Raw genomic sequence first — 26,712 nt, 5'->3', positions numbered from 1 at the left:
CGAATGTCTGCGATTCCCAACACTATGCGGGCCGTCGTGCTGGATGGCCCAGGCCCGCTGGAGGCTCTGCGGATACGGGAGCTACCGGTGCCGGCGCCAGGGCCGGGCGAGGTGCTTATCCGGGTAAAAGCGTTCGGCCTCAACAGGTCTGAACTGCACACCAGGCTCGGGCTTGCGGAAGGGGTCACCTTCCCCAGGGTGCCCGGTATCGAGGCGACCGGCATCGTAGCGGCCTGTCCCACCGGCGAATTCGAGGTCGGCCAGCAGGTCGTCGCGATGATGGGCGGCATGGGCCGCACCTTCGACGGCGGATACGCCGAGTACACCCGCGTCCCTGCGGCCCAGGTCATTCCGTTCACCAGCACGCTGGACTGGCCCACCCTCGGCGCCGTTCCGGAGATGCTGCAAACCGCGTACGGTTCGCTGACCATCGGGCTCGATGGCCAACCGGGTCAATCGATCCTGATTCGCGGCGGCACCTCCTCGGTCGGCGCGGCCACCGCGATTCTCGCCAAACAGCGCGACATGATCGTCTTCGCGACCACTCGTAATCGGGCGAAGGCCGACGCGCTGAAGCAACTCGGCGTCGATCACGTGCTGATCGACACGGGTTCGGTCGCCGACGAGGTCCGTCGCATCAGCCCCGGTGGCGTCGACACCGCCCTCGAACTGGTCGGCACCCCGACCCTGCCGGATACCCTGCGCGCCACCAGGATCCACGGCGTCGTCTGCTTCACCGGCATGCTGTCCAATGAGTGGCTCGTCGAGAACTTCTATCCCATCGGCTATCTCCCGCAGGGCGTCCGCCTCACCGCCTACGGCGGCGACGCGAGTGACCTGCCCGCCTACGTCCTGCAGGAATTCCTCGACGCGGCCGCGGCCGGGCGGATCGCCATACCCGTCGATCGCGTCTTCACCCTCGACCAGATTCGGGAAGCCCACGGCTATATGGAGTCCGGAGCGGCCACCGGCAAGCTCGTCGTCGCGCTCTGAGCGTCGGTGTCCCAGCTGATCCGGTAGTCGTACATCCAACTCAACGGGGCGACACCGGTTTTGGCGGCCTTCTTCAGGAAGTACGGGGTGAGCAGGCGGACAAGCAATCTGCCGAACCCGTTGGACGCCTTGTCGCCGCTGGTCGCCGCGCCGTGCGCCACGACACGTTCGACGCGGTCGCGGCGGCGGACCTCGTATTCCGTCAACGCGGCGGCGGTGCCGGGGATGTCGCGCAGGCAGATCGCCAGTGTCACCGCGTCTTCCACCGCGATGGAGACACCCTGGCCGGACGAGGAGGCCACGGCGTGCGCGGCGTCGCCGACGATGACCATGGTGTCGTTGTGCCAGGTTCGTACCGAGGGCATGTCGTACTGGTTGAAGCCGGGGACGAAGGTGTGATCCGGTGTCGCGCCGACAATGCGGGCGGCCGGGGTGTTGTCGGCCAGTAGCAGCTCGACGAGTTGGTCCCGCCACTGCGCCACCGTGGTGCTCGCGGATTCCTCGCGCGAAAGTTCGGCCGCCCGAGGCACATTCGCGAACCACCAGATCTCGCCGTCCGGCGCGACCAGGTAGCCGAAGAACGCCTTCTTGCCGAAGATCATGCTGTAGACGCCGGGCCGGAGGCCGAGCTCGGCGTACAGGGCGCGGTTCGTGACGAATCCGCCGAGCCCGTAGATGCCGAGGTAGTGCGCCGCCGGTGCCGTCGGATCGATGATTTCCCGTGTCCGGGAGCGGATTCCGTCGGCACCGATCAGCACGTCGGCCTCGATCGTGCTGCCGTCGGCGAACCGGGCGCTGACCCCGCCATCGGGCGTCGGCGTCGCGTCGACCAGTCGCTTGCCGTATTCGTAGCGCACGTTGCGTCGTGCGGCTTCGGCATTGAGCGCGCGGTACAGGTCGCGCCGCTTGACGCTGTGCGTGGTGGTGCCGTCCGGCAAGGTTCCGCCGATCGGCATGTCCACGATGTGCTTGCCCCCGCTGGTCGAGAAGGACAGCGTGCCGGTCGGATGTCCCGTCTCCGTCACGACGCGCTCGGCATCCAGCAGTGACAGCGCCGACAGCCCGTTCACCGCGACCGTCAGGTACGCGCCGATCTGCTCGGCCGCCGCCTCCTGGTAGGCCTCGCAGACGATCGGTTCGAGCCCCGCCTGCTGCAGTGCCATCGCCGTGACCGGCCCGGCGATCCCGCCGCCGATGATCAACGCCTTCTTCATGGTGTGCCTCCGAAACTTCGCTACGCTCTCATGTATCTTGATTATCAAGACATAAGTAATTTGACCGTCAAGAGGCTTGAATGTCAAGAGAAACCTTGGAAAGCCTGCGTGAGCAGGTAGGACACGAAGCGCAGTCGTTGCAGGCTGCGGTCGACTCGGTCGACTCGGCAGCCGCCGCCGTCCTCGGCGTCAACCGGACCGACCTGCGCTGCCTGGAGATCCTCTTGGCGGGTGACTCCACGCCGAGCGCGCTCGCGACCGCGCTCGGCCTGACCAGCGGCAGCGTGACCACCATGCTGGATCGCCTCGCCAAGCTCGACTTCGTCGTCCGTCATCCCGAGCCGGGGGATCGGCGCAAAGTTCTGGTCCGGATCACGCCCGAGGCCGCCGCGAAGGCATGGGAGATCTACGGCCCCCTCGCCGAGGAGGGCGCGTCCGACGTGGGTCGCTATACCGCCGACGAGCTGCGCACCGTCCTGGACTTCTTGCGCCGCTCCCGCGAACTCCAAGAACGCCACCAGGGCAGAATCACCGCTCTGCCCAAGGGGATTCGGCGCTGACGAACCGTCAGCGCCGTCGCACCGATGCCGATATCATCGGGTCCGCGCAACGCCTCGCGCACCCCGCGAGCGCGAGTCGGCGCGGACCCGACCGACCGCTCGGTCCCAGTTCCGGCGGTCGCGAGTCCGCACGACCCATCTCCTGCGCACCACTGGCGAAGGTGGTCGCATCGACAAAGCAGAATGCCAGCCGCCGCTCAGCGACCGATAAATATCGAATAAACGTTCGTTATTCGACGCCGTCGAGTCGAGTCGCGCCGGTGCCGAACAGCCGGTCGATGGTCGGCGGCGAAAGCCCGGCCCGACTGAAGATCTCGGCAGACTCCCGGAACTCCTGCTCGGCGCGCGCCTGCCGACCCCGCGCCGCTAGCGCGGCGGCATGCAACGCCATCGCCCGCGCCCGATCGATCGGGTCGGCGGCCGTGGTCAGCAGGTGCAGCGCGCCCGCGGCGTTCGCCTCGGCCTCGGCCACATTGCCTGCCTGCAAATGGATCTGCGCCAGCCGGGTGCGCGCCCAGCCCTCCCACAGGCGCACCCCATTGCGTTGCGCCGCGCGCACCGCCTCGGCGCCTAGTTCGATCGCGCGCTGGTGCTCACCGCGCATCGACAGCGTGGCGGCCAGTTCGTGCGTGGCCCAGCCGAGCGCCACCGGATTGGACGACTCGCGCGCGAGCGTGATGGCCCGCTGCGCCATCGCCACTGCCTCGTCGTATTGCCCGGCCTCGCAGTAGGTTCGGGTGACCAGCGCCAGGCACCAGGCTTCCATCGATCGGTCACCGAGGGTGCGGGTGAGCTCCGTGGCGTGCTCGAAATGCTGGTGCGAGGCGTCCGCGTCGCCCAGCCGTCGCGCCGCTACGCCGAGCAGCACCGACGCGAGCACCGAGAGCCTGCGGTCGACATCGTCGGTCGGCGGACCCGAAACCGCGCGCAGGTGCGGCAGACTCGCCTCGACCTCGCCGAGCCCGACCTGGAGCAGCGCTCCGAGCGCGGCCCTGATCCGCCGCTCGGCGGCCAGGTTGTCCTCGGCAATGGCGGTGTCCAGCAACGATTCCAGCGCGCGGGACAGCTCGCGCGCACCGGTGCCCGCGTCCATCAATTCGGCCATCACCCAGGCCAGGTCGGCCGCCACATCGAGCGCGCGGCCGCCGACCCGCGCCGCCTGCTGATGCAACGCGATGACGACCGGGCGTTCGATGTCGTTCCACGCCTGGCCGTCCGAGCCGCTGTCGAACGCCCGGCCGGGAACCGTGGTCGCGACGAGCAGCCGGGTCGTATTGCTGTAGTCGATCGCGCTGAGCAGGTTCTTCGCGCTGGCCAGGTGGTAGTCGAGAACGCGGACCAGCACGGCGGATTCGTCCTCGTCGGCCACCCCGCGCGCGAAAAGCCGCAGCAGATCGTGAAATCGGTAGCGACCGGGCGCGGTGGTCTCCAACAGGCTGAGGTCGACCAGTGATTCGCACACCTCCTCCGCGTCGAGCGAGCAGATGCCGAGGATCGCCGCGATGCCGTCGACGGACAGATCGGGCACCTCTGCCAGGGCCAGCGTGCGAAATGCCTTGGCCTGCGCGTCGGACAGCTGTCCGTAGCCGAGCCGGAACACCGCCTCGACCGCGAGCTCACCGGTCTTCAGCACGTTCAGCCTGCTCTTCTCGTCGGCGAGCCGGTCGGCGAACGAGGCGATCGTCCACTGCGGCCGAACCGCGAGCCGGGCGCCGACAATGCGCACCGCCAGCGGCAGCAAGCCGCAGTGCGCGACTACCGCGCGTGCCGACTCCGACTCGGCGGCAACGCGTTCCGCGCCGAGGATGCGGACGAGCAGCGCCATCGCCTCCGCCGTCTCCAGCACGTCGAGCCGGGTGCGGGTCACCGCGGGCAGCTCGGTCAGCGCGGATCGGCTGGTGATCAGCACCGCCGACCCGGCGAGCAGCGGGGCCACCTGCGCGTAGTCCCGAGCATTGTCGAGCACCATCAGTATTCGCTTGCCGGACAACCGGGTTCGCAGTTCGGCAGCGCGCTCGTCGACGGTGGACGGTATGTCTGCCTCGGCGGTGCCGAGCGCGCGCAGAAAGCCACCTAGCGCGGCGCCGGGGGGAGTGGGGACCGGGTCGACGCCGTGCAGGTTCGCGTATAACTGCCCGTCCGGGAACCGATCTCGCACGCGGTGCGCGACGTGCAGGGCGAGGGTTGTCTTGCCGACCCCGCCCATGCCGCCGACGGCGGAGATGGCCACCGCACTGCCCGAGTCGGTCAGCTGCGCGGCCAACTCGTCGACCAGCCGTTCGCGGCCGGTGAAATCGGCGATGTCGGGCGGCAATTGGGCGGGTACCGGCTCGGTGCCTGGTTCGACCAGCACGCGCGGCTCGGTGATCGCGGGCATCGCGCCACGCAGGATCCGCTCGTGCAGCACGGTCAGCTCCGGCCCCGGTTCGACGCCGACGCCGTCCACCAGCGCCCGGCGCGCCTGCGCGTAGGCGTCGAGCGCGTCGGATTGGCGGCCGCAGTGGTACAGCCCGGTCATCAGCAGCGCCCGAAACCGTTCGCGCAGTGGATATTCCTCGATCAACGCGGCGAGCTCGGCGACGGCGTCGGAGCTGCGGCCGGTCTCGATGTCGAGGGCGAGCCGATCCTCCAGGATGGCCAGCCGCCACTGCGCCAGCCGCGCACGTTGCCGCTCCGCGAACGGGCCGGGCAGCCCGCTCAGCGCGGTGCCCTGCCACTTACCGAGCGCGGCAACCAGATTCGCGCGCGCCGCGGCGGGATGGCTGTCGCGGACCTGTGCGGCCGCCGCGACGAGCCGCTCCACCTCCGCCACATCGGTCGATCCCGGCGGTATCCGCAGCAGGTAGCCGTCCCCGATGGATACCAGCACCGTCGCCGGTGCGCGCGCCGCCCGATCGGGTTCCAGCGTCCGGCGCAACTGCGCGACGTGGGTGCGCAGTGCGGCGGTCGCGCGCGGCACCGGTCGCGCTCCCCAGAGCCCCTCGACCAATTCGGCCGCCGTCACCGCGCTACCGGCACGCAAAAGCAAGGCCGCGAGCACGGCCCGACGCTGTGGCGGCCCGAGCGGTAGCGGTTCCTCCCCGCGCCACGCTCTGACCTCGCCTAACACCACGAACTGCACCTATACCTCCCGAACGCTGGGAGTGTACGTGGCGCCGTGTCGCCGCCGCGCGATCGGCGAGTTGACCTCGGCGTGGCCGGTGCCGGAAAGCCTGCGGTCCAGCGCCGCGAGTGGACACTGGACCGCAGGCTTTCCGCGCCGAAGGGATCAGGTGGTCGATCGGTTGCCGCGGAAGGTGAGCGCGACGAGGAAGGTCAGTACGGCGATGCCGGTCGCCGCGGCGAAGGCCGTCGTGATGCCGCTCACCAGAACCTCCGGTGCCGATCCCGTGGCACCGCGCGCCGCCGTGCCGAACACCGTGACCAAGATGGCCAGGCCCAGCGAGGAGCCGGTCTGCTGCAGCGTCTGCAGGGCACCGCCCGCCGCACCGGCATCGCTCGGCGGCACGGACGACATGATGATCACGTTCAGCGGCGAAAACGCCAGTCCGATACCGAGTCCCATCAGCAGCATCGCCACGAACAGCAGCGGGAAGTAGCCGCTGTCGGTGCTCAGCTGGGTGAGCAACGCCAACCCGGAGCCCATCAACACCGTGCCGATCATGGTCACCGGCTTCGGCCCGAACCTCGGCAGCAACCGGGGGATCAGCCGGATCATCGTGAACATCAGCACCGCGGTCGGCAAGAACGCGAAACCCGTTGCCAGCGCGTTCAATCCGCGCACTTCCTGGAGATACTGGGTCAGGAAGAAGAACATCGACATGCCCGCCATCGGCCCGAGGAACATGTTCGCGTACGCGGCGGCGCGGTTGCGGTCGATGAACAATCGCAGCGGCAGCAGCGGCTCCGCCGTTCGCAGTTCGACGGTCAGGAATGCGGCGAGCAGGATGACGCCCGCCGCCAGCGAGATCTCGGTGATCTCGTTGCTCCAGCCCTTCGACGCGGCGCTGATGAAGCCGTAGACCAGCGCCGCGACACCACCGGTCGCGGTGACCGCGCCGGGCAGGTCGAGGTGGGCCGGCTTGCGCACCGCGTCAGGCAGGTAGCGCAGCGCGAGCGCCACAACCACCAGCCCGAAGGGCACATTGATGAACAGCACCGAACGCCAGCTGAGCCATTCGGTCAGCAGTCCGCCGAGGATCAGGCCGATGGCGAAGCCCGCACTGGACATGCCGGAGAACAGCGCGAGCACCCGGATGCGTGCCTTCGGTTCGGTGAACGTGGTGGTCAGCAGCGCGAGCGTGCTGGGGCCCGCCATCGCGGCGCCGATGCCCTGCACCACCCGGGCAACGAGCAGCCAGGTCGCCGACGGTGCCAGGCCGCCCGCCAGCGAGGCCAGGGTGAACAGGGTGGTGCCCGCGATGAACAGGTTGCGCCTGCCGAACAGGTCGCCAGCGCGGCCGCCGAGCAGCAGCAGGCCGCCGAAGACCAGGGTGTAGGCGTTCATCACCCAGGACAGGCCGGTGGCGCTGAACTCCAGGTCGGTGCGGATGCGTGGCAGCGCCACGTTCATCACGGTGATGTCGAGGATGATCATCAATTGGCAGGTCAGCAGGGTGACCAGCACTAGGCCGGAGCGGAACGGCCGGCTTCGGATAGCGGACGTGGGGGTGCCCGCGGAGATTGTGGTCGTGGACAAGAAGCGCTCCATCGAATCGTGAGCTAAACGGAGAGAGTCTCCGTTTCCGATGGAGCTATCATATGGAGAGGTTCTCCGTTTACGCAAGACTAACCGGAGACTTCATCCGTTTCCACTGGAGGGATCGTGGACGAACCGTCGACGGCGCGGCCGATGCGGGCCGACGCGCGGCGCAACTACGCGCGGATCGTCGAGTGCGCGCGCGAGGCGTTCGGCGAAGAGGGCCCGGAGGTGCCCCTGGATGACATCGCGCGCCGCGCCGCTGTCGGACCAGGAACGCTTTACCGGCACTTCCCGAATCGCGAGGCGCTGATGGAGGCGGTCTACCGCGACAGCATCGAACGGCTCAGCCGGCGCGCGGCCGAACTGCTCGAAACCCATTCGCCCGCCGACGCGTTCGAGCAGTGGATGCGCGAGCAGGTGGCATTCGTCATGGACAAACGCAGTCTCGCGACCACGTTGAAGGCGCTGATCGACCACGACTCCGAAACCTTCACCCTGTGCCGGTTATTGATCAACGACGCGTCCACCGCGCTGTTGAAAGCCGCGCAGGACGCGGGCGTGATCCGCGCCGATATCGAGCCGAGGGACATGCTGCGGTTGGGGCACGGCATCGGCGTCGCCTGCGAGAAGACGCCGGAGGCGGCCGAGCGGCTGCTCGGTGTCACCCTCGACGGGTTGCGCGTTTCCCGATAGTCGTCACCCGCGACGGGGTGCGCCCTCGCGGCGCACCGCGGTCGGCGTTGTGCCCCACCATCTTCGGCAGCATCGGGTGAAGGTGGACTGCTCGGACAGTCCGAGGACGGAGGCCACCTGGCTCATCGGCATGTCGGTGGTGGTGAGGTAGCGGTGGGCTTCGTCGCGGCGGACGTCGTCGAGGATGCTGGCGAACGTCGTGTCCTCCGCGGCCAGCCTGCGTTGCAGGGTGCGCGGATGGACGGTCAACAGCCTTGCGACGGCACCGATTTCGGGCGCGATGGTGCCGAGTAGCTGTTGCACGGTGGCGCGGACCTTGGGCACCACCGAGGCGTCGATGCCGCCCGCCTGCTCGGCCAGGAACGCCATCGCCAGCCGGTGCAGGTTCTCGTCACCGCCGCTCAGCGATAGTGACGGCAGATTTCGCGGCACCCGTAGCGCCGCGTACGGCCGGTTCGTCCGTACCGGTGCGCCGAAGAATTCCTCGTAGCGGTCGATCGGTGCCGTTGGGCGATAAGGCAATTCGACCGACAGTAAATGGTAGCGGTCGCCCGCCAGACGCTGAATTGTGTGATGCACGAACGCGAGCCCGAGATCTGTTGCCTGGATGGGGGACAGCATGCCGGGCTGGACGCCGTAGTGCAGCGCGATCACGCCGCGATCGCCGTACGGGTCCGGCTCCGGGGTCAGGGTGAGCGCGCGGGCATGCAGGAACAGGTAGCGCGCCGAGCATTCCAGGACATGGGTCAGCGACGGCGAATTGCGGATGGCCAAGGCCAGCGGGCCGAGCATGTCGAGGTCTTGGCGGCGGGAGATGAGCAGGCCGAGGTCGGGGCAGTCCAGCCGCGCCGCGGCCAGTTCCAGCACCGCGGCCAGCGCTTGATCGGGGATGAGGAGGTCGTCGGCGTCGAGCGCGGCGATCGGCAGGCCGCAGGCGGCGGCGAGCTGCTCGGCATCGCCGCCGAGTTCGGCGACCGTCGCGCGGAAGCCGCGCAGTCCGGCCGATCGGATCACCGTCATGTCGTTCAGAGTTAAATACTTGTCGCACAAAGTCAAGAATGCGAGTCTGTCCGGTCTCACACTGGAACCATGAACGAGACCGCCGTAGCCCTCGAACACCTCGACGTCGTGATAGTCGGCGCCGGCCTGTCCGGCATCGGCGCCGCCTATCGGCTGCAGACCGAGTGCCCCGGCAAGACCTACGCCGTCCTCGAGGCCCGCGCCGCGATGGGCGGCACCTGGGATCTGTTCCGCTATCCCGGCATCCGCTCGGACTCGGACATGTTCACCCTCGGTTACCCGTTCAAGCCGTGGCGCGAGGCCAAATCGATCGCCGACGGGCCGTCGATTCGGCGCTACATCAACGACACCGCCACCGAATTCGGCATCGACCGGCACATCCGCTACCAGACCAAGGTCGTCGCCGCCGACTGGTCCAGCGAAACCGCCCGCTGGACACTGACTCTCGAAGAGCGTGACGACACGGGCGGCATCTCGTGGCGCTCGCTGACCTGTGGCTTCCTGTACGCGTGTGCGGGCTACTACAACTACGACCACGGGTACACGCCCGAATTCCCCGGCCTCGCTTCGTTTTCCGGTCAGGTCGTGCACCCGCAGTTCTGGCCGGAAGACCTCGACTACACCGGCAAGCGAGTCGTCGTAGTCGGCAGTGGGGCCACCGCGGTGACCCTCGTGCCGTCGATGGCCGAGCAGGCCGAGCTGGTGACCATGTTGCAGCGCAGCCCCACCTGGATCAGCGCCGTGCCCGGCCGCGACAAGTACGCCGACAAGATCCGCGAGTTGCTGCCACCGAACTTGGCGCACCGGGTGATCCGCACCAAAAACATCCTGTTCACGATCGGCTTCTACCAGTACTGCCGCCGCCGTCCCGCCGCCGCGCGCAAACTGCTCACCGCCCTCACCACTCGAATCCTCAAGGACGAGAAGGCGGTAGCCGAACACTTCACGCCCACCTACAACCCGTGGGACCAGCGCCTGTGTGCCGTCCCCGACGCCGACTTCTTCAAGGCGATGAAGAAGGGCAAGGCCGAGGTCGTCACCGATCACATCGATAGCTTTGTGCCGGAAGGCATTCGGCTGAGGTCCGGCCGAATCCTGCAGGCCGACATCGTCGTCACCGCCACCGGTCTGCAGATGCTGCCCTTCGGCGGCATCGTGCCGCGCGTCGACGGCGCACCGGTCACCCTGTCCGATCAGTTCATCTGGCAGGGCGCCATGCTCACCGGCCTGCCCAACTTCGCCGTCTGCGTCGGCTACACCAACGCGTCCTGGACCCTGCGCGCCGACCTCAGCTCCCGCCTGGTCTGCAAGATCCTCAACCACATGGACCGCCGCGGCTACGCCGCCGTCGTCCCCGAGCCCGACGGCGAACTGAACGAACAACCGCTCCTCGACCTCGACGCGGGCTACATCCAGCGCTCGATCGCCGACTTCCCCCATCAGGGCGACCGCCACCCCTGGAAGGTTCGCCAGAACTACCTCCTCGACTCCGCGACCACCTTGCGCACCGACCTGAACAAAACTCTCGCCGCCACCCCGAAATCGGCAGTGCGAGAACCTGATCTGTCGGCGGTGCGCTGACCGAACCCGTCGGCCGGGGCATCATTGCGGCCCGCATTAGGTGTCCCCGCGGTCATGTCCCGTTCGACGGGCCGGAGGGTGGTCGGATAGTGCTGGATTCGACGATCTTGTCGATAGGCTCGGGTAACGGCGTCAACCCCCTTACGCACCCGAGGAGCACCGCATGTCCGACTGGAACTCGCAGATCATCGAAGAATTCCGCAGCAATGCGGGCAAGGTAGGTGGCCCCTTCGAGGGCGCCGACCTACTCCTGCTCACCACCACCGGCGCGAAATCCGGCCTCTCCCGAACGACCCCCGTCGCCTACCTGCGCGACGGCGCCAACCTGGTCATCATCGCCTCCAAAGCCGGCGCCCCCACCAGCCCCGACTGGTACCACAACCTCCGCGCCAACCCCGAAGTCACCGTAGAGGTCGGCACCGAAACCCACAAAGCCACCGCCACCCCCATCACCACCGGCCCAGAACGCGACCGCCTCTACGCCGCCATGGTCGAGGTAATGCCCGGCTTCGCCGAATACCAGGAAAAGACCGACCGAGTAATCCCCGTCGTCACCCTCGCTCTCGAGAACTGACGACGCAGCGCTCACCCCGCCGGTAGGGAGACGTTGTCGATATGCCGCGTTAGGGTCGGATGTATGCGATACGCGATCTCGATTCCGCAGCATGCGCCCGACGGCACCTTTCGGCCCGAGGAACTTCGGGGATATTTGGGGCGGGCGGAGGGGCTCGGGTTCGAGGGGGCGTGGATGACGGAGCAGGTGTTGGGGTCGGCGGCTGCTTTGAGTCCGTTGGAGACGTTGGCGTTCGCGGCGGCCAGCAATGAGCGGTTGCGGTTGGGGTGTGCGGTGTTTGTGACGCCGTTGCACAATCCGGTGCATCTGGCGAAGCGGATCTCGACGTTGGATCAATTGAGCCGGGGGCGGCTGGAGGTGGGGGTGGGGATCGGCGGTCGGGGACGGATGTTTTCGGCTTTCGATGTCGATCCCGCGGACAATCTGGTGCGCCGGTTCAATGAGGGGTTGCGGGTGATGAAGGCGCTGTGGACTCAGCCGGAGGTCGATATCGACGGGGAGTTCTGGCAGTTGGCGGGGGCCACGATGGAGCCCAAGCCGTTCCAGAAGCCTTATCCGCCTTTGTGGTTCGGTGGCAGTAAGCCCGCCGCGCTGCGCCGGGCGGTTCGGCAGGGGGACGGTTTCTTCGGAGCCGGGTCCACGACGACGGCGAAGTTCGCCGAGCAGGTTCCGGTCGTCCGCGCGGCGCTCGCCGAGGCCGGTAGGGACACCACGGATTTCCCCATCGCGAAGCGGGTGTACATCGCGGTGGACGACGACGTCGACCGGGCACGGCAGCGGATGACCGAGGTCCTGATCTCCCAATACGGTGACTTCGGCAAGACTTTGCTGCCGGTCGCCGTCTGCGGGCCGCCGGAAACCTGCGTTCAGGAGCTGCGCGCGGTAGCCGCGGCCGGAGCCGAAATGATCCTGATCAACCCACTTTTCGACTCGGCCGCACAGATGGAACGCATCGCCGCCGAAGTCTTACCGCACGTCGGCTGATCTCCGCTGGGACGAGGCAACCCACACTCGCAGCGGGCCAACAGGGGTGAACCCATTATGGATCGCTCCGATCAAGTCCTCGTCGTGCTCGTAGCCGACGATGCTTCGGCCCGGCCACAATTGGTGGATCGTGCTCGCGCATTCAGCCCAAGCCTCGGCTGCTTCGATGCCTGGGTGGAACAGATTGGATACGCCCACCACGTCCCCGCTCCGATGGGCGACCGCACCGGCGGTGAGCCGGCCGCCTCCCCAGCGGCCGAGCACCGTTACCGAATCATCGACCAGCAGCTGCGGTCGAAATACCTTGCGGACTAACGGATCCCGACTCCACGAGGTCGCCCATGTGGACAGCGAATCGGGATCTTCGATCGGTGTCCACGGACGTGACGAGGCGGGTGGCCGAAGGTCGGCTGGTCGATAGATCCACTGTGCTTCGAAGAGGATATGAAAGCCTGCCGCGCTGAGTTCCAGACACGCGAAGCTGTCCTTGATCGAGGCTCCCGGCGCGGTGCGGTCGATTCGACGCAGCAGCTGGTCTGCGGCCGTGTGGGGGCTCAGGGTTACCGCGTCTGGATACAGCATGGGGGTCCGCTGGGCACTCGCCCACGCCGCGGCATCGAACTCGCCGGTCAGCCCGTGCGACCGACATATCGCATCGCACCACCGCGCATTGTCGAGCGCGGCCACACGTACCCACTTGGTCGAGTCGATCTGCGCGGTCACGGTAGACAGGCTGGCAGATCTGGGCGACCCGGATGCGCCCCTTGGAAATCTGTCTATCCGTGCGGTCGAAGATCGGGCAGGATCCGACTGGTACCGAATCGGTCTGGGGGTATGCGGGCCGATCACCGTCTGGCTAGGGGGATTACTCATGGATTGGGTCAAGGTGTTCTTCGAGACCGCGCCGATGTGGTGGGGTCCGCAAACGGTGCAAGAGTCGGACCGGGAGCGCGCGGCTTCTATCGCGCGGCTGGCGGGCGGCGGGGTCGAACGAGTCCTCGAATTGGGTGCGGGCAGCGGGACAACCGCGGTCGTCACGGCCGATCTCGGCTACTCCGTGGTCGCGGTCGAGCTCAGTTCGGTGCGAGCGCGGCAGGCGCGGGAACGCGCCGCCGAGGTCGACGGGCGCGACCTGCGGATCGTCGAAGGTGACTTCTACCAGGTCGAGCTCGATGGGCAATTCGACTGCGTGGTCTATTGGAACGGCTTCGGTATCGGCAGTGATGCCGAACAGCGCACGCTGTTGCGCCGGGTGAGCGGCGAATGGTTGCGTCCCGGCGGCACGATGATCGTCGATGTGTTCAGCCCGTGGAAATGGGCCCGTGTCGCAGGCGAACTCGACCACGAGGAATACGTCGTCGACCTCGCGAACTTCAACGACTACGACCCGATAACCAGCCGCTTCAGCGACAGATGGTGGCCGGTGGACAAGGAGTCCGAAGCGCTCGATCAGTTCGGGCGCTGCTATACGCCCGCCGACCTGCTGCTGTTGGTCGAAGGCACCGGCCTTGCCGTCGAGCGAATGGAACTCGACGGCGCGGAACTCCGGACGGACCAGCGATATTCGACCGCGCATCCGCTGTGGGACGCGTGGGAATATCAAGCCGTGTTGCGCCGGGAAACCCCCTGACCGCGAAGCCGTGCTGAAGGTGCTTGTCCAGCACGGCTTCTCAGCGGATCAGGCACAGTGATCGTCATGCGTATCGCGGTGTACCTGGCCCATCCTGAAGCAGGCAGTTTCAACAGAGCGCTCTTCGACGCGGTGATCGATGAGCTGCGGGAGCGGGCGATCGAGGTCGTGTCGCACGACTTGTACGCGGAGGGCTTCGACCCGATGCTGGCCGCCGCGGAAACGGAAACCGTCGACGGCACGCCGACGGACAACGCACAGGTCCGCCGGTACCAGGAGGAACTGACCGAGCTCGACGCCCTGATTTTCGTCCATCCGAACTGGTGGGGCATGCCGCCGGCGATCCTCACCGGCTGGGTGCAGCGGGTGCTCACCCCCGCCGTGGCCTACAAGCTGGCCGACGCCGCCGGAGAACCGATCGGATTGCTGCGGGCCAAGCGTGCCCTGGTGCTCAACACCTCCGATACCACCGAGGATCGGGAGCGCGACGTCTTCGGCGACCCGCTGCGTCAGATCTGGGCCGCCTGCGTGCTGCCCTACATCGGCGTGGATGACGTGCGGCGCAGGGTGTTTCGAACGGTGACCGACTCCACCGCGGCGACGCGCACCGCCTGGCTACGGGAAGCCCGCGACCTGGCGGCCGCTCTTGCCGCGGACATCTAGGCGGTCATCGAGCCGATGCGACGGCGACCGGCCTGCGTTGGATGTGAGCACATGCTCACGTGTCCTGATTGTTATCTCGAACAACAAATTGGTCGCTAGAACAGGTTGTGTGGTGGGTCACAGTCGAATATGTTGCAGCGAACAACATTCGCTCGACCTCGACCGCCCGGGCACTCCCGGGGCGGTGGTTCCACGAAAGGGCCCCTCATGCGTAAGGGCATTCTCGGCGTTGCGGCAGTCTCGGTCGCCGTGCTCACCTCGTTGACATTGACCGCTTGTGGTGACGATTCGAAGGGCTCGGGAGGTGGCGGCGGAGCCAAGGTCGGGGTGATCCTGCCGGACAGCAAGACGTCGGCCCGCTGGGAGACGGCGGACCGGAAGTACCTGCAGCAGGCGTTCGACTCCGCGGGCGTCAAGGCCGACATCCAGAACGCGCAGGGCGACAAGACCGCGTTCCAGACGATCGCCGATCAGATGATGACCAACGGCGCGTCGGTGCTGCTGATGACGAACCTGGACAGCGGCACCGGCAAGGCCGTGATCCAGAAGGCGAAGGCGCAGGGCGTCACGGTCATCGACTACGACCGGCTCACCCTCGGCGGCGGCGCGCAGTTCTACGTGTCGTTCGACAATGTGAAGGTCGGCAGCCTGCTCGGCCAGGGCGTCGCCAAGTGCCTGACCGACAAGAACGCGGTCAAGCCCGCGGTCGCCTACCTGAACGGCGGGCCGACCGACAACAACGCCACACTGCTGAAGACCGGCTACGACGGGGTGCTGAAGCCGAAATTCGACGCGGGCGAGTACGTGAAGGGCCCAGACCAGGCGGTCCCGGAATGGGATAACACCCAAGCGGGCACCATCTTCGAGCAGATGCTCACCGGCACGCCGAACATCGGCGGCGTGGTGGCCGCCAACGACGGCCTCGCCAACGCCGCGATCGCGGTGCTGAAGAAGCAGAAGCTCAACGGCCAGGTTCCGGTGAGCGGCCAGGACGCCACGGTGCAGGGCCTGCAGAACGTCCTGAAGGGCGATCAGTGCCTGACCGTGTACAAGGCGATCAAGAAGGAAGCCGAGGCGGCGGCCGAGCTGGCCATCGCGCTGACCAAGGGGCAGCAGGGTCAGGCGAACGGCAAGGTGCAGGACCCCGAGGCCAAGACCGACGTGCCGTCGGTGCTGCTGGAGCCCAAGCCGATCTACATTCAGCAGGTGAAAGACGTTGTCGCGGACGGCTATGTGACCAAGGCCGAGCTGTGCACCGGCGAGATCGCGAAACTCTGCGCGGACAACGGCATCTGATCGCACCCAGCCCCTTCCGCCGTTTCGATGAGGGGACGGCGGAGGGGGCACCTTCTCAGGAGCAGCACCCATGATCGATACGCCGGTAGTTGAATTACGCGGCCTAGAAAAGAGTTTCGGGCCGGTGCATGTTCTGCACGACGTCGCCTTCAGCGCCTACGCGGGTGAGGTGACGGCGCTGGTCGGCGACAACGGGGCCGGAAAGTCCACGCTCGTCAAGTGTATCGGCGGCACCCACCCGATCGATGCGGGCGAATTCCTGTTCGAGGGCAACCCCGTTCAGGTGCACAGCCCGCGCGACGCGGGCGCGCTCGGCATCGAGATCGTGTACCAGGATCTCGCGCTCTGCGACAACCTCGACATCGTCCAGAACATGTTCCTCGGCCGCGAGCGCAAGAACGGGATCGTGCTCGACGAGTACGCGATGGAAGAGCTGGCCGGAAAGACCTTGGCGAGCCTGTCCGTTCGGACCGTCAAGAGCGTCCGCCAGCAGGTGTCGAGCCTGTCCGGCGGGCAGCGGCAGACCGTCGCGATCGCGAAGGCCGTGCTGTGGAACAGCAAGGTGGTGATCCTCGACGAACCGACCGCCGCGCTCGGCGTGCAGCAGACCCAGCAGGTGCTGGAGCTGGTGCGCCGCCTGGCCGACCGAGGCCTCGCGGTGGTGCTGATCTCGCACAACATGAACGACGTCTTCGCGGTCTCCGATCGGATCGCGGCGCTGTACCTGGGACGGATGGCCGCCCAGGTCCGGACCTCCGATGTGACCCACGGCCAGGTCGTAGAACTGATAACGGCGGGCCGCAGCGGCGCACTGGGCCTGGACGCGAATGGAGTTAAAGGATGAGCGCCGTCTTGACTGAAAAGCCTGCTACCGCACCGGTTTCCGATTTGGTGAATACCTATGTCGGACGAGTGCGCAGCGGCGATATGGGCGCGCTCCCCTCGGTGCTCGCCTTGATCATCCTGTCCTGCGTCTTCTGGGCCGCGCGCCCGGTCTTCATGTCCGAGGCCAACTTCGCGAACCTGTTCACCCAGGGCGCGGCGATCGCGGTGATCGCGATGGGCCTGATCTTCGTGCTGCTGCTCGGCGAGATCGACCTGTCGGCGGGATTCACCAGCGGTGTCTGCGCGGCGGTGCTCGCGGTGTTGCTCACCGACCGCGGCTGGCCCTGGTACCTGGCGGTCGTGGCGTCGCTGCTCACCGGCGTGGTGATCGGGCTGACCATCGGCACCATCGTGGTGAAGATCGGCATACCGTCGTTCGTGGTGACGCTCGCGGCATTCCTTGCGCTGCAAGGAGTCGCGCTGAAGATCATGGACAACGGCCGCAACATCTCCATCCGCGACGACACCATCCTGGCCGTCGCGAACAAGAACGTGCCGCCGCTGCTCGGCTGGCTGATGTACCTCGTGCTCATCGTCGGGTTCGCGTTCCTGCAGTACCGAAAACTGCGGGCCCGCACCAAGCTCGGGCTCACCGGCGAGACCGCGCCGGTGATCGTGGCGCGGATCGTCGCGGTCGCGGTGGTGCTCGGCGTCGCGGTGCTGGTACTCAACGGCGAACGCAGCCGCAACCCGGAACTGCACTCGCTCAAGGGCATGCCGATCGTGGTCCCGCTGATCGCGATGCTGTTGCTGCTGTGGACCTTTGTGCTCAACCGCACATCCTTCGGCAGGCACATCTACGCCGTCGGCGGCAACGCCGAGGCCGCACGACGCGCGGGCATCACGGTGGATCGCGTGAAAATCGCTGCCTTCGTGCTGTGTTCGACGATGGCGGCGGTCGGCGGCCTCGTCGCGGCCTCGCGCGCCAACTCCGTCGACCCCAACACCGGCGGCAGCAGTGTGCTGCTCCTCGCGGTCGGCGCGGCGGTCATCGGCGGCACCAGTCTGTTCGGCGGTCGCGGCCGAATGCTGGACGCGGTCCTCGGCGCCGCGGTGGTCGCGGTGATCGACAACGGCATGGGCCTGATGGGCTACAGCGCGGGCACGAAATTCGTTGTGACAGGATTCGTCCTGCTCTTGGCGGCCGGGGTAGACGCCCTGTCGCGTAAGCGCACGCTACGAACCGGATAACCGCCCGAGGAACGGTCTATGCGAAGGAGGCCACCGTTACGACTGATTTCGCAGGTGCATGGGTAACCAGCCCAAAGCTTGGGCGTTCCTTCACCGTCGGCCCGCGAACTCCGCTTCGAGGCACCCACGACCGGCAGCAGGCGCGGAGACGCGGATGAGGGCAGCCCCCTCGCCCGATGAGATCCGCAAGAGCAACTTGGCTGGGTTGCTCCGGCACGTCCATCGCGGCGGTCCGGTCTCGCGGGCGACGCTCGCGGAGCGAATGGGGTTGAACCGCAGCACCATTCTGGCGTTGACCGCCGATCTCGCCGCAGCCGGTCTGGTCCGTGAGGAACTCCCGGGCCAGACCGGCAAGGCGGGCCGTCCCTCGCTGGTGGTGCGGCCGGAATCGGATCGCGTCTACGTCGTCGCGCTCGACGTCGGCGCCGATCGGCTGGCTGCGGCCAGGGTCGGCCTGGGCGGATCGGTCCTCGACCAGGTCGAAACCGCCCGGCCGCGCGGCACTTTCGACCCGGAAGACGTGATCGCCACGCTGGCGACCATGGCCCGCGAGATGATCGCCGAGGCCGCCCGCGATGCCGTGTGTGTCGGTGTCGGCGTGGCGTTCTGCGGGATGGTGCGGGAGGAAGACGGCGTCGTCCGCTACGGACCGAACATCGGCTGGGTGGATGTGCCGTTCGGCGCCAGCCTGACTCGGGAACTCGACCTCGGCTTGCGCGTCGCGGTCGGCAACAACGCCAACCTCGGCGCGCTCGCCGAACGCGAACGCGGCGTGGCCTCGGGTCTGGCCGACCTGATCTACCTGCACGGCGACGTCGGCATCGGCGCGGGCATCATCATGGGCGGCCAGCTGCTCGGCGGCGAGGGCGGCTACGCGGGCGAGGTCGGCCACATGATCGTCAACCGGGACGGGCGGCCCTGCGCGTGCGGATCGCGCGGTTGTCTCGAGGTCGAGGCGGGCGAGCTCGGCCTGATCGCCGCGGCCGGGCGGACCGACCCGGCGGGCCGGGCCGCGGTCGAGGCGATCGTGGAGGCCGCGGCCCGCGGCGACTCGACGGCCAGGGACGCGCTGCATCAGGTGGGGGACTGGCTCGGCTACGGCGTCGCCAATCTGGTCAATATCTTCAACCCGTCGATGGTGGTCTTCGGCGGCGTGCTGCGCGAGATCTACCTCGCCTCGGCGGCCCAGGTGCGCAGCAGGGTTGCCGTCGACGGGCTGCTCGCGGTCCGCGAACGGGTGCGGCTGCGCACCTCGGCGCTGGGCGGCGACGCGACCTTGCTCGGCGCGGCGGAGCTCGCTTTCACCGACGTGCTGACCGATCCGGTGCAGACGCTGGCCAGGATTCGCGCCTGAAACCGGGTGCGGGCCAACCGCGGTCAGACGCGATCTTCCCGCTGGTCACCAAAGCCGACTACTATGCTCAGACCACCATTGTGGTGATCAAACACACGGCACGCGAGTGGGTCGGCCGATCCAATAACGACGTTGTCGAGCGTGAGCATAAAAGGGGTTTCGATGGACAGGCCTGCGTGGGCACCCGAAGGCGTGGATATGCAGCAGGCGAGCCCGGCACGGATGTACGACGCGTTGCTGGGGGGCTCGCACAATTTCGACATCGACCGCCAGGCTGCCGAGATGGCCAAGACGTTGGTGCCCGACCTGCCCCGGCTGGCGCTGAGTAATCGAGCGTTCCTGCGTCGGGCGGTGCGCTTCCTGGCCGACTCGGGTATCCGCCAATTCCTCGACATCGGATCGGGGATCCCGACGGCGGGCAATGTGCACGAGGTTCTGCAGAGCATCGACCCCGATATTCGGGTGCTCTACGTGGACATCGATCCGGTGGCCGTCGCGCATTCGCGCGCGATTCTGCGGGGCAATAGCCGGGCCGGTGCGCTCGAGGCCGACCTGCGCAAGCCCGCCGAGCTGCTCGATCGGGCGGCGGAGACCGGGCTGATCGATTTTGACCAACCGGTCGGGATTCTTCTGGTCGCCGTACTGCACCTGCTCTCGGATGGCGACGAGCCCGTCAAAAAGGTGGCTGACCTGCGGGCCGCCGTCGAGCCGGGCAGCTACGTCGCCATCTCGCATCTCACCTCCGAGATGCGTCCGGAGGACGCGGGCAAATTAGGCGCCCACGCAACGGATAAGAGTCGAGTTGGCATCCATTTCCGCGATCGCGAGGGAATCGCCGCTATGTTCGATGGATGGGACCTGATCGAGCCCGGCGTGGTCGCGTTGCCGGTCTGGCGCCCGGAGTCCGAGCGGGATCTGCACGAGGCACCGGGCCGGTCGCTCGGGCTGGCCGGCGTCGGTCGGAAGGTCTGAAGCGCGAATACGAACCAGCAGGGGGTCCCTGAGTGGGGTCGCATGAGCTAGCGATGCGGTGGGCCGAGGCGCTCGATGGCGCGGTGGCCCCCACTCTCACGCGAACCCAGATCGAGGCCATGCTGGCCAGGCTCGGTGAGGCGCTGGCGGCGGTGGTGCTCGGCACCGCCGATCTCACCGTGGCGCGCGACGCGGCGTTCGTGCTGGTCGCGGCGAATTATCGGGACGCGGTGGCGGTCAGTCGTTCGGTGGTGGTGATCTGCCATGACCTGGTGGCCGACCTCTGCCCGACCGGGACCGAGCCGAACTACGAGCAGGTCCGAGACCGCTCGGTGGTCGCCGCCGCCGAATTCGCGGCCGGCTTCACCGCGGCGTTGCGGACGGCGGCGCTGGCCGAACAGGAAGCCACCTTGGCGGCGACCCTCGCCGCCGCGCAGGAGGCCGAGGCCAAGCGGCAGCTGTCGGAGGCCAGGTTCGCCGCCGTCTTCGCAGGCGCCTCGGTCGGTATCGGCACCATCGATGTCGAGGGGCGGGTGCTCGACTCGAACGTCGCCATGGCCGAAATGCTCGGTCTGCCAGTGGAAGTCATGCCGGGACGGCCGGTCGCCGAACTGCTCGGCCCGGCGAACATCGGGTACGCCTTCGCGGAGTTGCAGCGGTTGTTGAGCGGCGAGTCCGACCGCTTCCGGCTGGAGACCGATCACCTGCGCCCGGACGGCACCATCACCACCATCGACCTCTCGATGTCGGCCGTGCGCGACAGTGTCGGGCAGGTGCGGTTCCTGATCGGGGTGGCGATCGACATCACCGAACGCAAGCAGCTGGCCGACCGGCTCTGGCACGACGCCAACCATGACAGCCTCACCGGCCTGCCCAACCGCACCCTGTTCTTCGATCGGCTGGCGAACGCGAGCCCCCCGATCGGCGTGTGCTACCTCGATCTCGACGGGTTCAAGGAGATCAACGACGTGTGGGGACACACGGTGGGGGACAAGGTACTTCGCGTGGTCGGGGAGCGGCTGCGCGCGGCCGTCCAGCCCGTCGAGGGACTCGTCGCGCGGCTCGGCGGCGACGAATTCATCGTGCTGATCGAAAAGTGTACGGGCGCGGGGAAATTGACCGAGGTGTCCGGCTGGCTGTCGCGGGCGCTTGTCGAGCCGATGGAGGTGGAGGGCCATCTGGTGACCGTGGCCGCCAGCATCGGCACCGTCTTCCTCGACGATGTGCCCACCGCCCCAGACCAACTCATGCACGCGGCCGATACGGCCATGTACCGCAACAAGGCCGCGCAGGGCATGCGCGAGTCCCGGTTCCGGCAGCGATAATCGCGGATTCAGCGGGCGTTCAGCGCGCGGAGCATATGGTCGGCCAGCCGGTCGAGATAGTCCGGCCCCTCTTCGGCGTGCCGGACGTTCAAACGCCAAAACATCGGCCCGGCAATGAGATCCAGCGCCAGTTCGATATCGGTGTCGGCGGGTAGCTCGTCGCGCTCGATGGCACGATGCAGCAGTTCGGTACCCAGTGCACGCCGTGGTTCGCCGATGGTCGCCCGAACCGCGTCCGCCAGCACCGGATTACGGCCTGCCTCGGCCGTGATGTCGGGCAGGATCCTCGCCATTCTCGGATGGGTGAGCCACGCGTGCAGCACCCGAAGGGCGGCAACGAGATCGGTGCGCAGCGCGCCGGTGTCGGGGAATTCGGCCAGCTCGATGCTGAATTCGGCGAGTACCGCGATCACCATGTCCTGCTTGGACGGCCAGCGCCGGTAGAGGGCGCTCTTGCCGACACCCGCCCGCTTGGCCACCGCTTCCATCGACAGCCGGACATAGCCGCTCGCGGCGAGTTCGTCCAGCACCGCCTCGGTGACGGCGGCGGTGATCTGCGGCTGCAGGACCGCGGCGCCGGTGGGTGCGCGTCGGGGCTTCTCGGGCATGGCGCCAGTATACGGAATGGACGAGACGGTACCGTCCCGGCTACATTTGGATGGGACGGTACCGTATCGTCCAAATGAAGTGGAGGGTCTGATGCCCGAATCGGTACGCACGCCAACCGAGGTGGTCGACGAGGCCTTACGGTTGCTGTTGACGAAGAACATGGTCGGGTTCGCGGGTCTCTGGGCGGAGCAGGGGAGCATCGAGTTTCCTTTCGCGCCGCCCGGATATCCGTCCGAGCTGACCGGGCGCGCGGCCATCGAGCACTACCTGCGGGACTACCCCGAGCAGCTCGACGTCCGTGCGATCGATCCGCCGACCGTGCACGTGACCGCCGACCCGGAGATTGTCGTCGTCGAATTCGCGGCGGCTGGTGTCGCGGTGCGGACCGGGCGGCCGTATCGGATGCGGTACATCGCGGTGGTCACCGTGCGCGCGGGCGAGATCGTGCATTACCGCGACTACTGGAACCCACTCGCCGCCGCCGAAGCGCTCGGTGGCGCCGGTGAGCTCGCGTCGCTCGGTGCTACGGAGGGAAATCTATGAGCGAGCCGACCATCCTGGTCACCGGTGGCACCGGAACGACCGGAAGCAGAGTCGCCGCCGGGCTGGACGCGGCGGGCGCCGAGGTGCGGATCGCCAGCCGGAACCCGCTGGGCAACAAAGCCATTCGATTCGAATGGAACGATCCCGAGACACACGGGCCCGCACTGGCCGGAGTGGACGGCATCTACCTGGTCCCGCCGATCGGCGCGACCGATCCAGCGCCGATCGTGGCACCCTTTCTGGACGAGGCGGTGCGGGCCGGTGTACGGCGCGTGGTGCTGCTCGGCTCGTCGGCGATCACCGGCGAGTCGCCGGGGCTGGGAAAGGTGTACGGCCTGGTGCGCGGCGCGGTGCCGGAATGGGCGGTGCTGCGGCCGTCCTGGTTCATGCAGAACTTCGTCGGCGGCCATCCGCTGGCGGCAGGCATTCGCGCCGGCGGCGCGATCGTCACCGCGACCGGTGACGGCCGGGTGGCCTTCGTCGACGCGGCGGACATCGCCGCCGTCGCGGTACGCGCGCTGCTGGATCCGTTGCCGCACAACGCCGAGCACGTGATCACCGGACCGGAGGCGTTGAGTTACGCGCAGGCCGCCGCGATCATCGCCGAGGAGACCGGGCGGCTGGTCCGGCACGAGCCGGTCGGCGTCGCCGAATTCACCGCGCTGGTCCGCGAATCCGGGGTGCCCGCCGACTATGCGGCGTTCCTGGCCGGGCTCGATGACGAGATCCGGTGCGGTGCCGAAGATCGTGTCACGACGGTGGTGCCGGAGGTGACCGGCCGGGAGGCCGGATCGTTCCGTGCGTTCATCGCGCGCGACTGGACGGAGCTGGCGGCCGACATGGCAGCGGAAGTCGTTGTGCTGCCGGGTGGTTCAGTGTACTGATCGCGGGCCGTTGAGTTCGGCCAGACTATTCGGCACGAAGACCGGCGGCGTGCGGCCGGAAATGCGGTAGCGGCCGCAGCAGCCGAGTCACCGATAGCAGCGGAGGCCGTGCCGTACGCGACATCGAGCAGCGGGGGTGTGCCGCGGCCATGGCAGTTCCAGGCGGCGGCCGTCGTGTTCCACCGTTGCGGTCGCGAGGGTTCGACGTCGTCGTGGGTGACCACGATCTCCGCGAAGGGATCGATCCTGTCGACACGCCCAGCGGAATTGTGCAATAGCGAAGGAACTGGTCGACACCCCACGGCGCGGGTTTTGGTTCTGTTAGAACCGGAATGACTGAGACAGTGCGTCGGAGAGGCGCCGTCTTTACCCGGAGTTGTCGCGCCGAGAGTGGTTGGTCAGATGAAGATTTCGGCTATTTCGATGATCGGTGTCGTATTTCTCGGCGCGCTGTGCGGGGCGCCGGGCGGTGCGGCCGCCGATACCGGGTCGGCGGGGACGTCGCCCGAAGTGTTCACCGTGACAACCACTGCCGACGGTGCGGCCGCGAATCCGTTCGACGGTCAGTGCCGCACCGACTCCGGCGAGTGCACGCTGCGGGCCGCGGTGCAGGCGGCGAATGTCCGGCCGGGCAGCACTATTCGGGTGCCGGAAGGGCGGTATGTGCTGACGATTCCGCCGAACTTCTGGAACAGCAACGGCCCCTTGATCGATCCGGCCACCGGCGACCTCGATGTCAACGCCGACACCACCATCGAAGGCGCGGGGCAGGACCGTACCGTCCTGGACGCCGGACACCGCGACCGTGTCATGCTGACCACCGCGCACGTCGCGATCTCGGGGCTCACCATCACCGGCGGCAATGCCACCGAACACGAGATCCCGCTGTTCGAGACCGGCGGTGGCGGAATCGCCAACTCCGGCAAGCTGATTCTCGATCATGTGACGGTTACCGGAAACGCCGCCGACTACGGCGGCGGCATCTTCAACATCCCCGTCGCCGACATGAAAGCCACCGACAGCATCATCACCGCCAATACGGCGGGCGAGGCCGGGGGCGTCCGCTGTGACAACACCTGCACCTTCACCCGCACCGAAATCACCGGCAACCGCGTCGTCAATCCGCACACCAAGTGGTACCGATTCGGCGGATTCGCTGGCCGCGGTGGCGGACTCGACATCCGCGGTGTCGGCGAGGTGGTGCTCATCGACACCCTCGTCCTCGGCAACAGCGCCGATGAGGGCGGTGGCGGCATCAATATCGCCCCCGGCTATCTCGACACCCTGCCGTACCAGCTCACCGATGCCGTCAATCCCGGTATGGGCCACCTGATCCTGCGCGGCTCCACCATCGCGCAGAACACCGCCGGCCTCGGCGAGCAGAACTGCAAGAAGGTGTTCGCGATCATCCTCTCCACCGGCGGCAACCTCAGCAACGACCACTCCTGCGACCTCACCGCCACGGGGGACGAGGTCCGCCCAGACGCCGGCATGCGGTGAATCCGCACAACCAGAAAGGAATTCGCGATGGGTTCGTTCAATGTAGGCGACTGGATGACGGTCCTCGGCCAGGCCTTCACCTGGGTGATGTCGATGCTGGTGTCCGGCGCCACCGCCGGATCGTCCTGATCAGTCCTGTATGGCGGCGGGGTAAGACACGGAACTGTTGCCCCGGTTATGTCAGGATGCCGCGCAGCTTCGCCGCGTAGCTGTCGGCGCGCCGTTGCTGTTGTGTGGCAGTCGAAGTCAGGTGATGTATCTCGATGCTCAACCGGCCGCCGAAGGTGCTGAGAATGCAGGTGCCACCGGTGGGTTGCTGCGGCGGGCCCGCCTCGGGTTCCGCGGTCGCGGTGACCGTGGATCGGAAGTCATTGATACGCAAGCCTTCCGGTACCCGCAGATCCGGCACTCTGCCCCAGTTGGACACGATCACCAGGCCGGGGTCCGGCGCGGTGACGGTTTCCGCCATGTCGGGAATGTGCAGCGGCGTCTGCCGCACGGTGCCGTCGGCCAGTCCGGCCCACAGTGATTCGCAGATGCCGTGGGCCAGCTCGAGCAGGCCGGTGGGTTCCGCCGGGGTGTAGGTGGCGAACCCGAGCAGGTCGGTGCCGTCGGTCAGGCCGACCGCCGGGGTGATGCGGGTGCGCAGGTCGACCGGGTAGATGTACTGGATACCGGTCAGTGGCAGCGCGCGAATCTCGGCTTCGCTCAACAGAATTGCCGCCGAGACCAGACCGTTGATCGTCACTCCTTCCCGATGCCCGAGCGCGACCAGTGCCGCGGTCTCGGCCACCGAAAGGCGGCACCGCGAGACTTGCGGCGCCATCGACCAATCATCGGGTGTCGGTTCCGCCTCGGTCGGAGTCATGGCGACCGTCGGCTGCTCAGCGGAAACCGGGCCGGTCATTTTCTCGATGCCGCGCTCGGCCAGCAACTCTTCGATGGACACCGGATACGGGTGTACCTTCCGCTCCGGCGAACGCCCGGCAACGACGTCGGTGTAGCACGACCACAACTCGGCCAGCACGGTTAACGAGTGGTAGGCGTCCGCCACGCTGTGATGGGTCAACAGCGCCACGCTCGCGGTCGCGCCGTCCCGGACCACACACACCGCGCTCAGCGCGGCTCGCTGATCGAGTTTCTGGTCGATCACCAAGCGGCCCGAGGCGTCGTCGACCACGGAGATCTCCGGCGCGGCGCCCGTCGAGCCGACGAGGACGTAGCCACCGTCCTCGGCCGGCTCCAGTCGCGCACCGAGCACCGGGTAAGCGCGCACGACGGCTTCGTATGCCGCGGACAACGCGGCAACGTCCAACCGGCCGGACACCTCAACCGCGTAGCCCACATAGACTCCGGCGCTCGCGTACATCCGCTCGCTCGGGGCCAGTGGACGGATAACAGTGGACATGGTCATAGAGCTCCCCTTCATCTGTGACGAATTCCGCGTGCCCATGGATCATCGAAGCTATGCGCGCATGCCGGAGCGATCGAATTCCCGGCCATCGACCACTATCCGCGAGCCGAGTTTCACCGACGTCT

The 26,712-nt window shown here is 67.5% G+C and carries 24 protein-coding genes; 17 read left to right on the top strand and 7 right to left on the bottom strand.

Annotated features, from left to right (window positions below; translation table 11 throughout):
• Nucleotides 1–3: 3 nt before the first annotated feature.
• Nucleotides 4–993 (top strand): zinc-binding alcohol dehydrogenase family protein, encoded by a 990-nt coding sequence (locus ACIBCN_RS40570; protein ID WP_396997679.1) that lies wholly within the window; start codon nt 4–6, stop codon nt 991–993.
• Here ACIBCN_RS40570 and ACIBCN_RS40565 read toward each other — a convergent pair.
• The gene (locus ACIBCN_RS40565) at nt 945–2,207 is read right to left on the bottom strand and encodes an FAD-dependent oxidoreductase (protein ID WP_396997678.1); all 1,263 of its coding nucleotides are present in this window, start codon (nt 2,205–2,207) and stop codon (nt 945–947) included. The two genes, ACIBCN_RS40570 and ACIBCN_RS40565, sit on opposite strands and share 49 nt — an antisense overlap.
• A gap of 80 nt (nt 2,208–2,287) precedes the next feature.
• On the opposite strand from ACIBCN_RS40565, the gene ACIBCN_RS40560 reads away from it, so the two are divergent.
• Nucleotides 2,288–2,767 carry a MarR family winged helix-turn-helix transcriptional regulator gene (locus ACIBCN_RS40560; RefSeq protein WP_396997677.1) on the top strand — a complete coding sequence of 160 codons (480 nt, stop codon included), beginning with the start codon at nt 2,288–2,290 and terminating at the stop codon, nt 2,765–2,767.
• Nucleotides 2,768–2,996: 229 nt separating this feature from the next.
• On the opposite strand, the gene ACIBCN_RS40555 is transcribed toward ACIBCN_RS40560, so the two are convergent.
• Together ACIBCN_RS40555 and ACIBCN_RS40550 are read right to left on the bottom strand one after the other, a co-directional pair.
• A complete protein-coding gene (locus tag ACIBCN_RS40555; protein WP_396997823.1) occupies nt 2,997–5,876 on the bottom strand; it encodes an AfsR/SARP family transcriptional regulator in 2,880 nt (959 codons plus the stop codon).
• A gap of 159 nt (nt 5,877–6,035) precedes the next feature.
• Nucleotides 6,036–7,466, bottom strand: a complete 1,431-nt coding sequence (locus ACIBCN_RS40550) for an MFS transporter (protein ID WP_396997676.1) — start codon at nt 7,464–7,466, stop codon at nt 6,036–6,038.
• 126 nt (nt 7,467–7,592) lie between these two features.
• Between ACIBCN_RS40550 and ACIBCN_RS40545 the strand changes: the two genes are divergently transcribed.
• On the top strand, nt 7,593–8,162 hold the full coding sequence (locus ACIBCN_RS40545; RefSeq protein WP_396997675.1) for a TetR/AcrR family transcriptional regulator: 570 nt from the start codon (nt 7,593–7,595) through the stop codon (nt 8,160–8,162).
• Nucleotides 8,163–8,165: 3 nt separating this feature from the next.
• Here the strand turns inward: ACIBCN_RS40545 and ACIBCN_RS40540 are convergent, their stop codons facing one another.
• Nucleotides 8,166–9,182 (bottom strand): AraC family transcriptional regulator, encoded by a 1,017-nt coding sequence (locus tag ACIBCN_RS40540; RefSeq protein ID WP_396997674.1) that lies wholly within the window; start codon nt 9,180–9,182, stop codon nt 8,166–8,168.
• 69 nt (nt 9,183–9,251) lie between these two features.
• Here ACIBCN_RS40540 and ACIBCN_RS40535 point away from each other — a divergent pair, with 69 nt between their 5' ends.
• The 3 genes from ACIBCN_RS40535 to ACIBCN_RS40525 all read left to right on the top strand — a co-directional run bounded on the left by ACIBCN_RS40535 (nt 9,252) and on the right by ACIBCN_RS40525 (nt 12,321).
• Nucleotides 9,252–10,763, top strand: a complete 1,512-nt coding sequence (locus ACIBCN_RS40535; RefSeq protein ID WP_396997672.1) for a flavin-containing monooxygenase — start codon at nt 9,252–9,254, stop codon at nt 10,761–10,763.
• Nucleotides 10,764–10,926: 163 nt separating this feature from the next.
• Nucleotides 10,927–11,337: a nitroreductase family deazaflavin-dependent oxidoreductase gene (locus tag ACIBCN_RS40530; protein ID WP_396997671.1), complete on the top strand. Its 411-nt coding sequence runs from the start codon at nt 10,927–10,929 to the stop codon at nt 11,335–11,337.
• Nucleotides 11,338–11,400: 63 nt separating this feature from the next.
• Nucleotides 11,401–12,321, top strand: a complete 921-nt coding sequence (locus tag ACIBCN_RS40525; protein WP_396997670.1) for an LLM class flavin-dependent oxidoreductase — start codon at nt 11,401–11,403, stop codon at nt 12,319–12,321.
• Here the strand turns inward: ACIBCN_RS40525 and ACIBCN_RS40520 are convergent.
• Nucleotides 12,304–13,044: a hypothetical protein gene (locus ACIBCN_RS40520; RefSeq protein WP_396997668.1), complete on the bottom strand. Its 741-nt coding sequence runs from the start codon at nt 13,042–13,044 to the stop codon at nt 12,304–12,306. The genes ACIBCN_RS40525 and ACIBCN_RS40520 overlap by 18 nt on opposite strands.
• 148 nt (nt 13,045–13,192) lie before the next feature.
• Between ACIBCN_RS40520 and ACIBCN_RS40515 the strand changes: the two genes are divergently transcribed.
• The 8 genes from ACIBCN_RS40515 to ACIBCN_RS40480 all read left to right on the top strand — a co-directional run bounded on the left by ACIBCN_RS40515 (nt 13,193) and on the right by ACIBCN_RS40480 (nt 21,637).
• The gene (locus ACIBCN_RS40515) at nt 13,193–13,951 is read left to right on the top strand and encodes a class I SAM-dependent methyltransferase (RefSeq protein WP_396997666.1); all 759 of its coding nucleotides are present in this window, start codon (nt 13,193–13,195) and stop codon (nt 13,949–13,951) included.
• A 66-nt stretch (nt 13,952–14,017) separates the two neighbouring features.
• A complete protein-coding gene (locus ACIBCN_RS40510) occupies nt 14,018–14,614 on the top strand; it encodes an NAD(P)H-dependent oxidoreductase (RefSeq protein WP_396997665.1) in 597 nt (198 codons plus the stop codon).
• A 207-nt stretch (nt 14,615–14,821) separates the two neighbouring features.
• Nucleotides 14,822–15,910, top strand: coding sequence for a sugar ABC transporter substrate-binding protein (locus ACIBCN_RS40505; RefSeq protein WP_396997663.1), 1,089 nt, complete (start codon nt 14,822–14,824; stop codon nt 15,908–15,910).
• A 70-nt stretch (nt 15,911–15,980) separates the two neighbouring features.
• Entirely contained in the window at nt 15,981–16,754 is a 774-nt protein-coding gene (locus ACIBCN_RS40500; RefSeq protein WP_396997661.1) for an ATP-binding cassette domain-containing protein, read from the top strand.
• Nucleotides 16,751–17,986, top strand: coding sequence for a sugar ABC transporter permease (locus ACIBCN_RS40495; protein WP_396997659.1), 1,236 nt, complete (start codon nt 16,751–16,753; stop codon nt 17,984–17,986). Before ACIBCN_RS40500 ends, ACIBCN_RS40495 begins: the two co-directional genes overlap by 4 nt.
• 154 nt (nt 17,987–18,140) lie before the next feature.
• A complete protein-coding gene (locus ACIBCN_RS40490) occupies nt 18,141–19,340 on the top strand; it encodes an ROK family protein (RefSeq protein ID WP_396997658.1) in 1,200 nt (399 codons plus the stop codon).
• A 162-nt stretch (nt 19,341–19,502) separates the two neighbouring features.
• Entirely contained in the window at nt 19,503–20,312 is an 810-nt protein-coding gene (locus ACIBCN_RS40485; RefSeq protein WP_396997657.1) for an SAM-dependent methyltransferase, read from the top strand.
• 53 nt (nt 20,313–20,365) lie between these two features.
• Nucleotides 20,366–21,637, top strand: coding sequence for a diguanylate cyclase domain-containing protein (locus ACIBCN_RS40480; protein ID WP_396997655.1), 1,272 nt, complete (start codon nt 20,366–20,368; stop codon nt 21,635–21,637).
• A gap of 8 nt (nt 21,638–21,645) precedes the next feature.
• Here ACIBCN_RS40480 and ACIBCN_RS40475 read toward each other — a convergent pair whose 3' ends face one another.
• Nucleotides 21,646–22,245 carry a TetR/AcrR family transcriptional regulator gene (locus ACIBCN_RS40475; protein ID WP_396997654.1) on the bottom strand — a complete coding sequence of 200 codons (600 nt, stop codon included), beginning with the start codon at nt 22,243–22,245 and terminating at the stop codon, nt 21,646–21,648.
• A 91-nt stretch (nt 22,246–22,336) separates the two neighbouring features.
• Between ACIBCN_RS40475 and ACIBCN_RS40470 the strand changes: the two genes are divergently transcribed.
• The 3 genes from ACIBCN_RS40470 (at nt 22,337) to ACIBCN_RS40460 (ending at nt 25,173) form a co-directional block, all read left to right on the top strand.
• Nucleotides 22,337–22,789: a nuclear transport factor 2 family protein gene (locus ACIBCN_RS40470; protein WP_396997653.1), complete on the top strand. Its 453-nt coding sequence runs from the start codon at nt 22,337–22,339 to the stop codon at nt 22,787–22,789.
• A complete protein-coding gene (locus tag ACIBCN_RS40465) occupies nt 22,786–23,673 on the top strand; it encodes an ergot alkaloid biosynthesis protein (protein ID WP_396997652.1) in 888 nt (295 codons plus the stop codon). Before ACIBCN_RS40470 ends, ACIBCN_RS40465 begins: the two co-directional genes overlap by 4 nt.
• A 402-nt stretch (nt 23,674–24,075) precedes the next feature.
• Complete coding sequence (locus ACIBCN_RS40460; RefSeq protein WP_396997650.1) at nt 24,076–25,173, top strand: CSLREA domain-containing protein; 1,098 nt, start codon at nt 24,076–24,078, stop codon at nt 25,171–25,173.
• 175 nt (nt 25,174–25,348) lie between these two features.
• Here the strand turns inward: ACIBCN_RS40460 and ACIBCN_RS40455 are convergent, their stop codons facing one another.
• Nucleotides 25,349–26,587, bottom strand: a complete 1,239-nt coding sequence (locus ACIBCN_RS40455; protein ID WP_396997649.1) for a hypothetical protein — start codon at nt 26,585–26,587, stop codon at nt 25,349–25,351.
• Between the last annotated feature and the right edge of the window lie 125 nt (nt 26,588–26,712).

It is taken from the genome of Nocardia sp. NPDC051052 (assembly GCF_044456045.1).
Classification (GTDB): Bacteria; Actinomycetota; Actinomycetes; order Mycobacteriales; family Mycobacteriaceae; genus Nocardia.
Note: the sequence above shows the minus strand (reverse complement) of the source record. Positions and strands in the feature narration are given on the sequence as shown.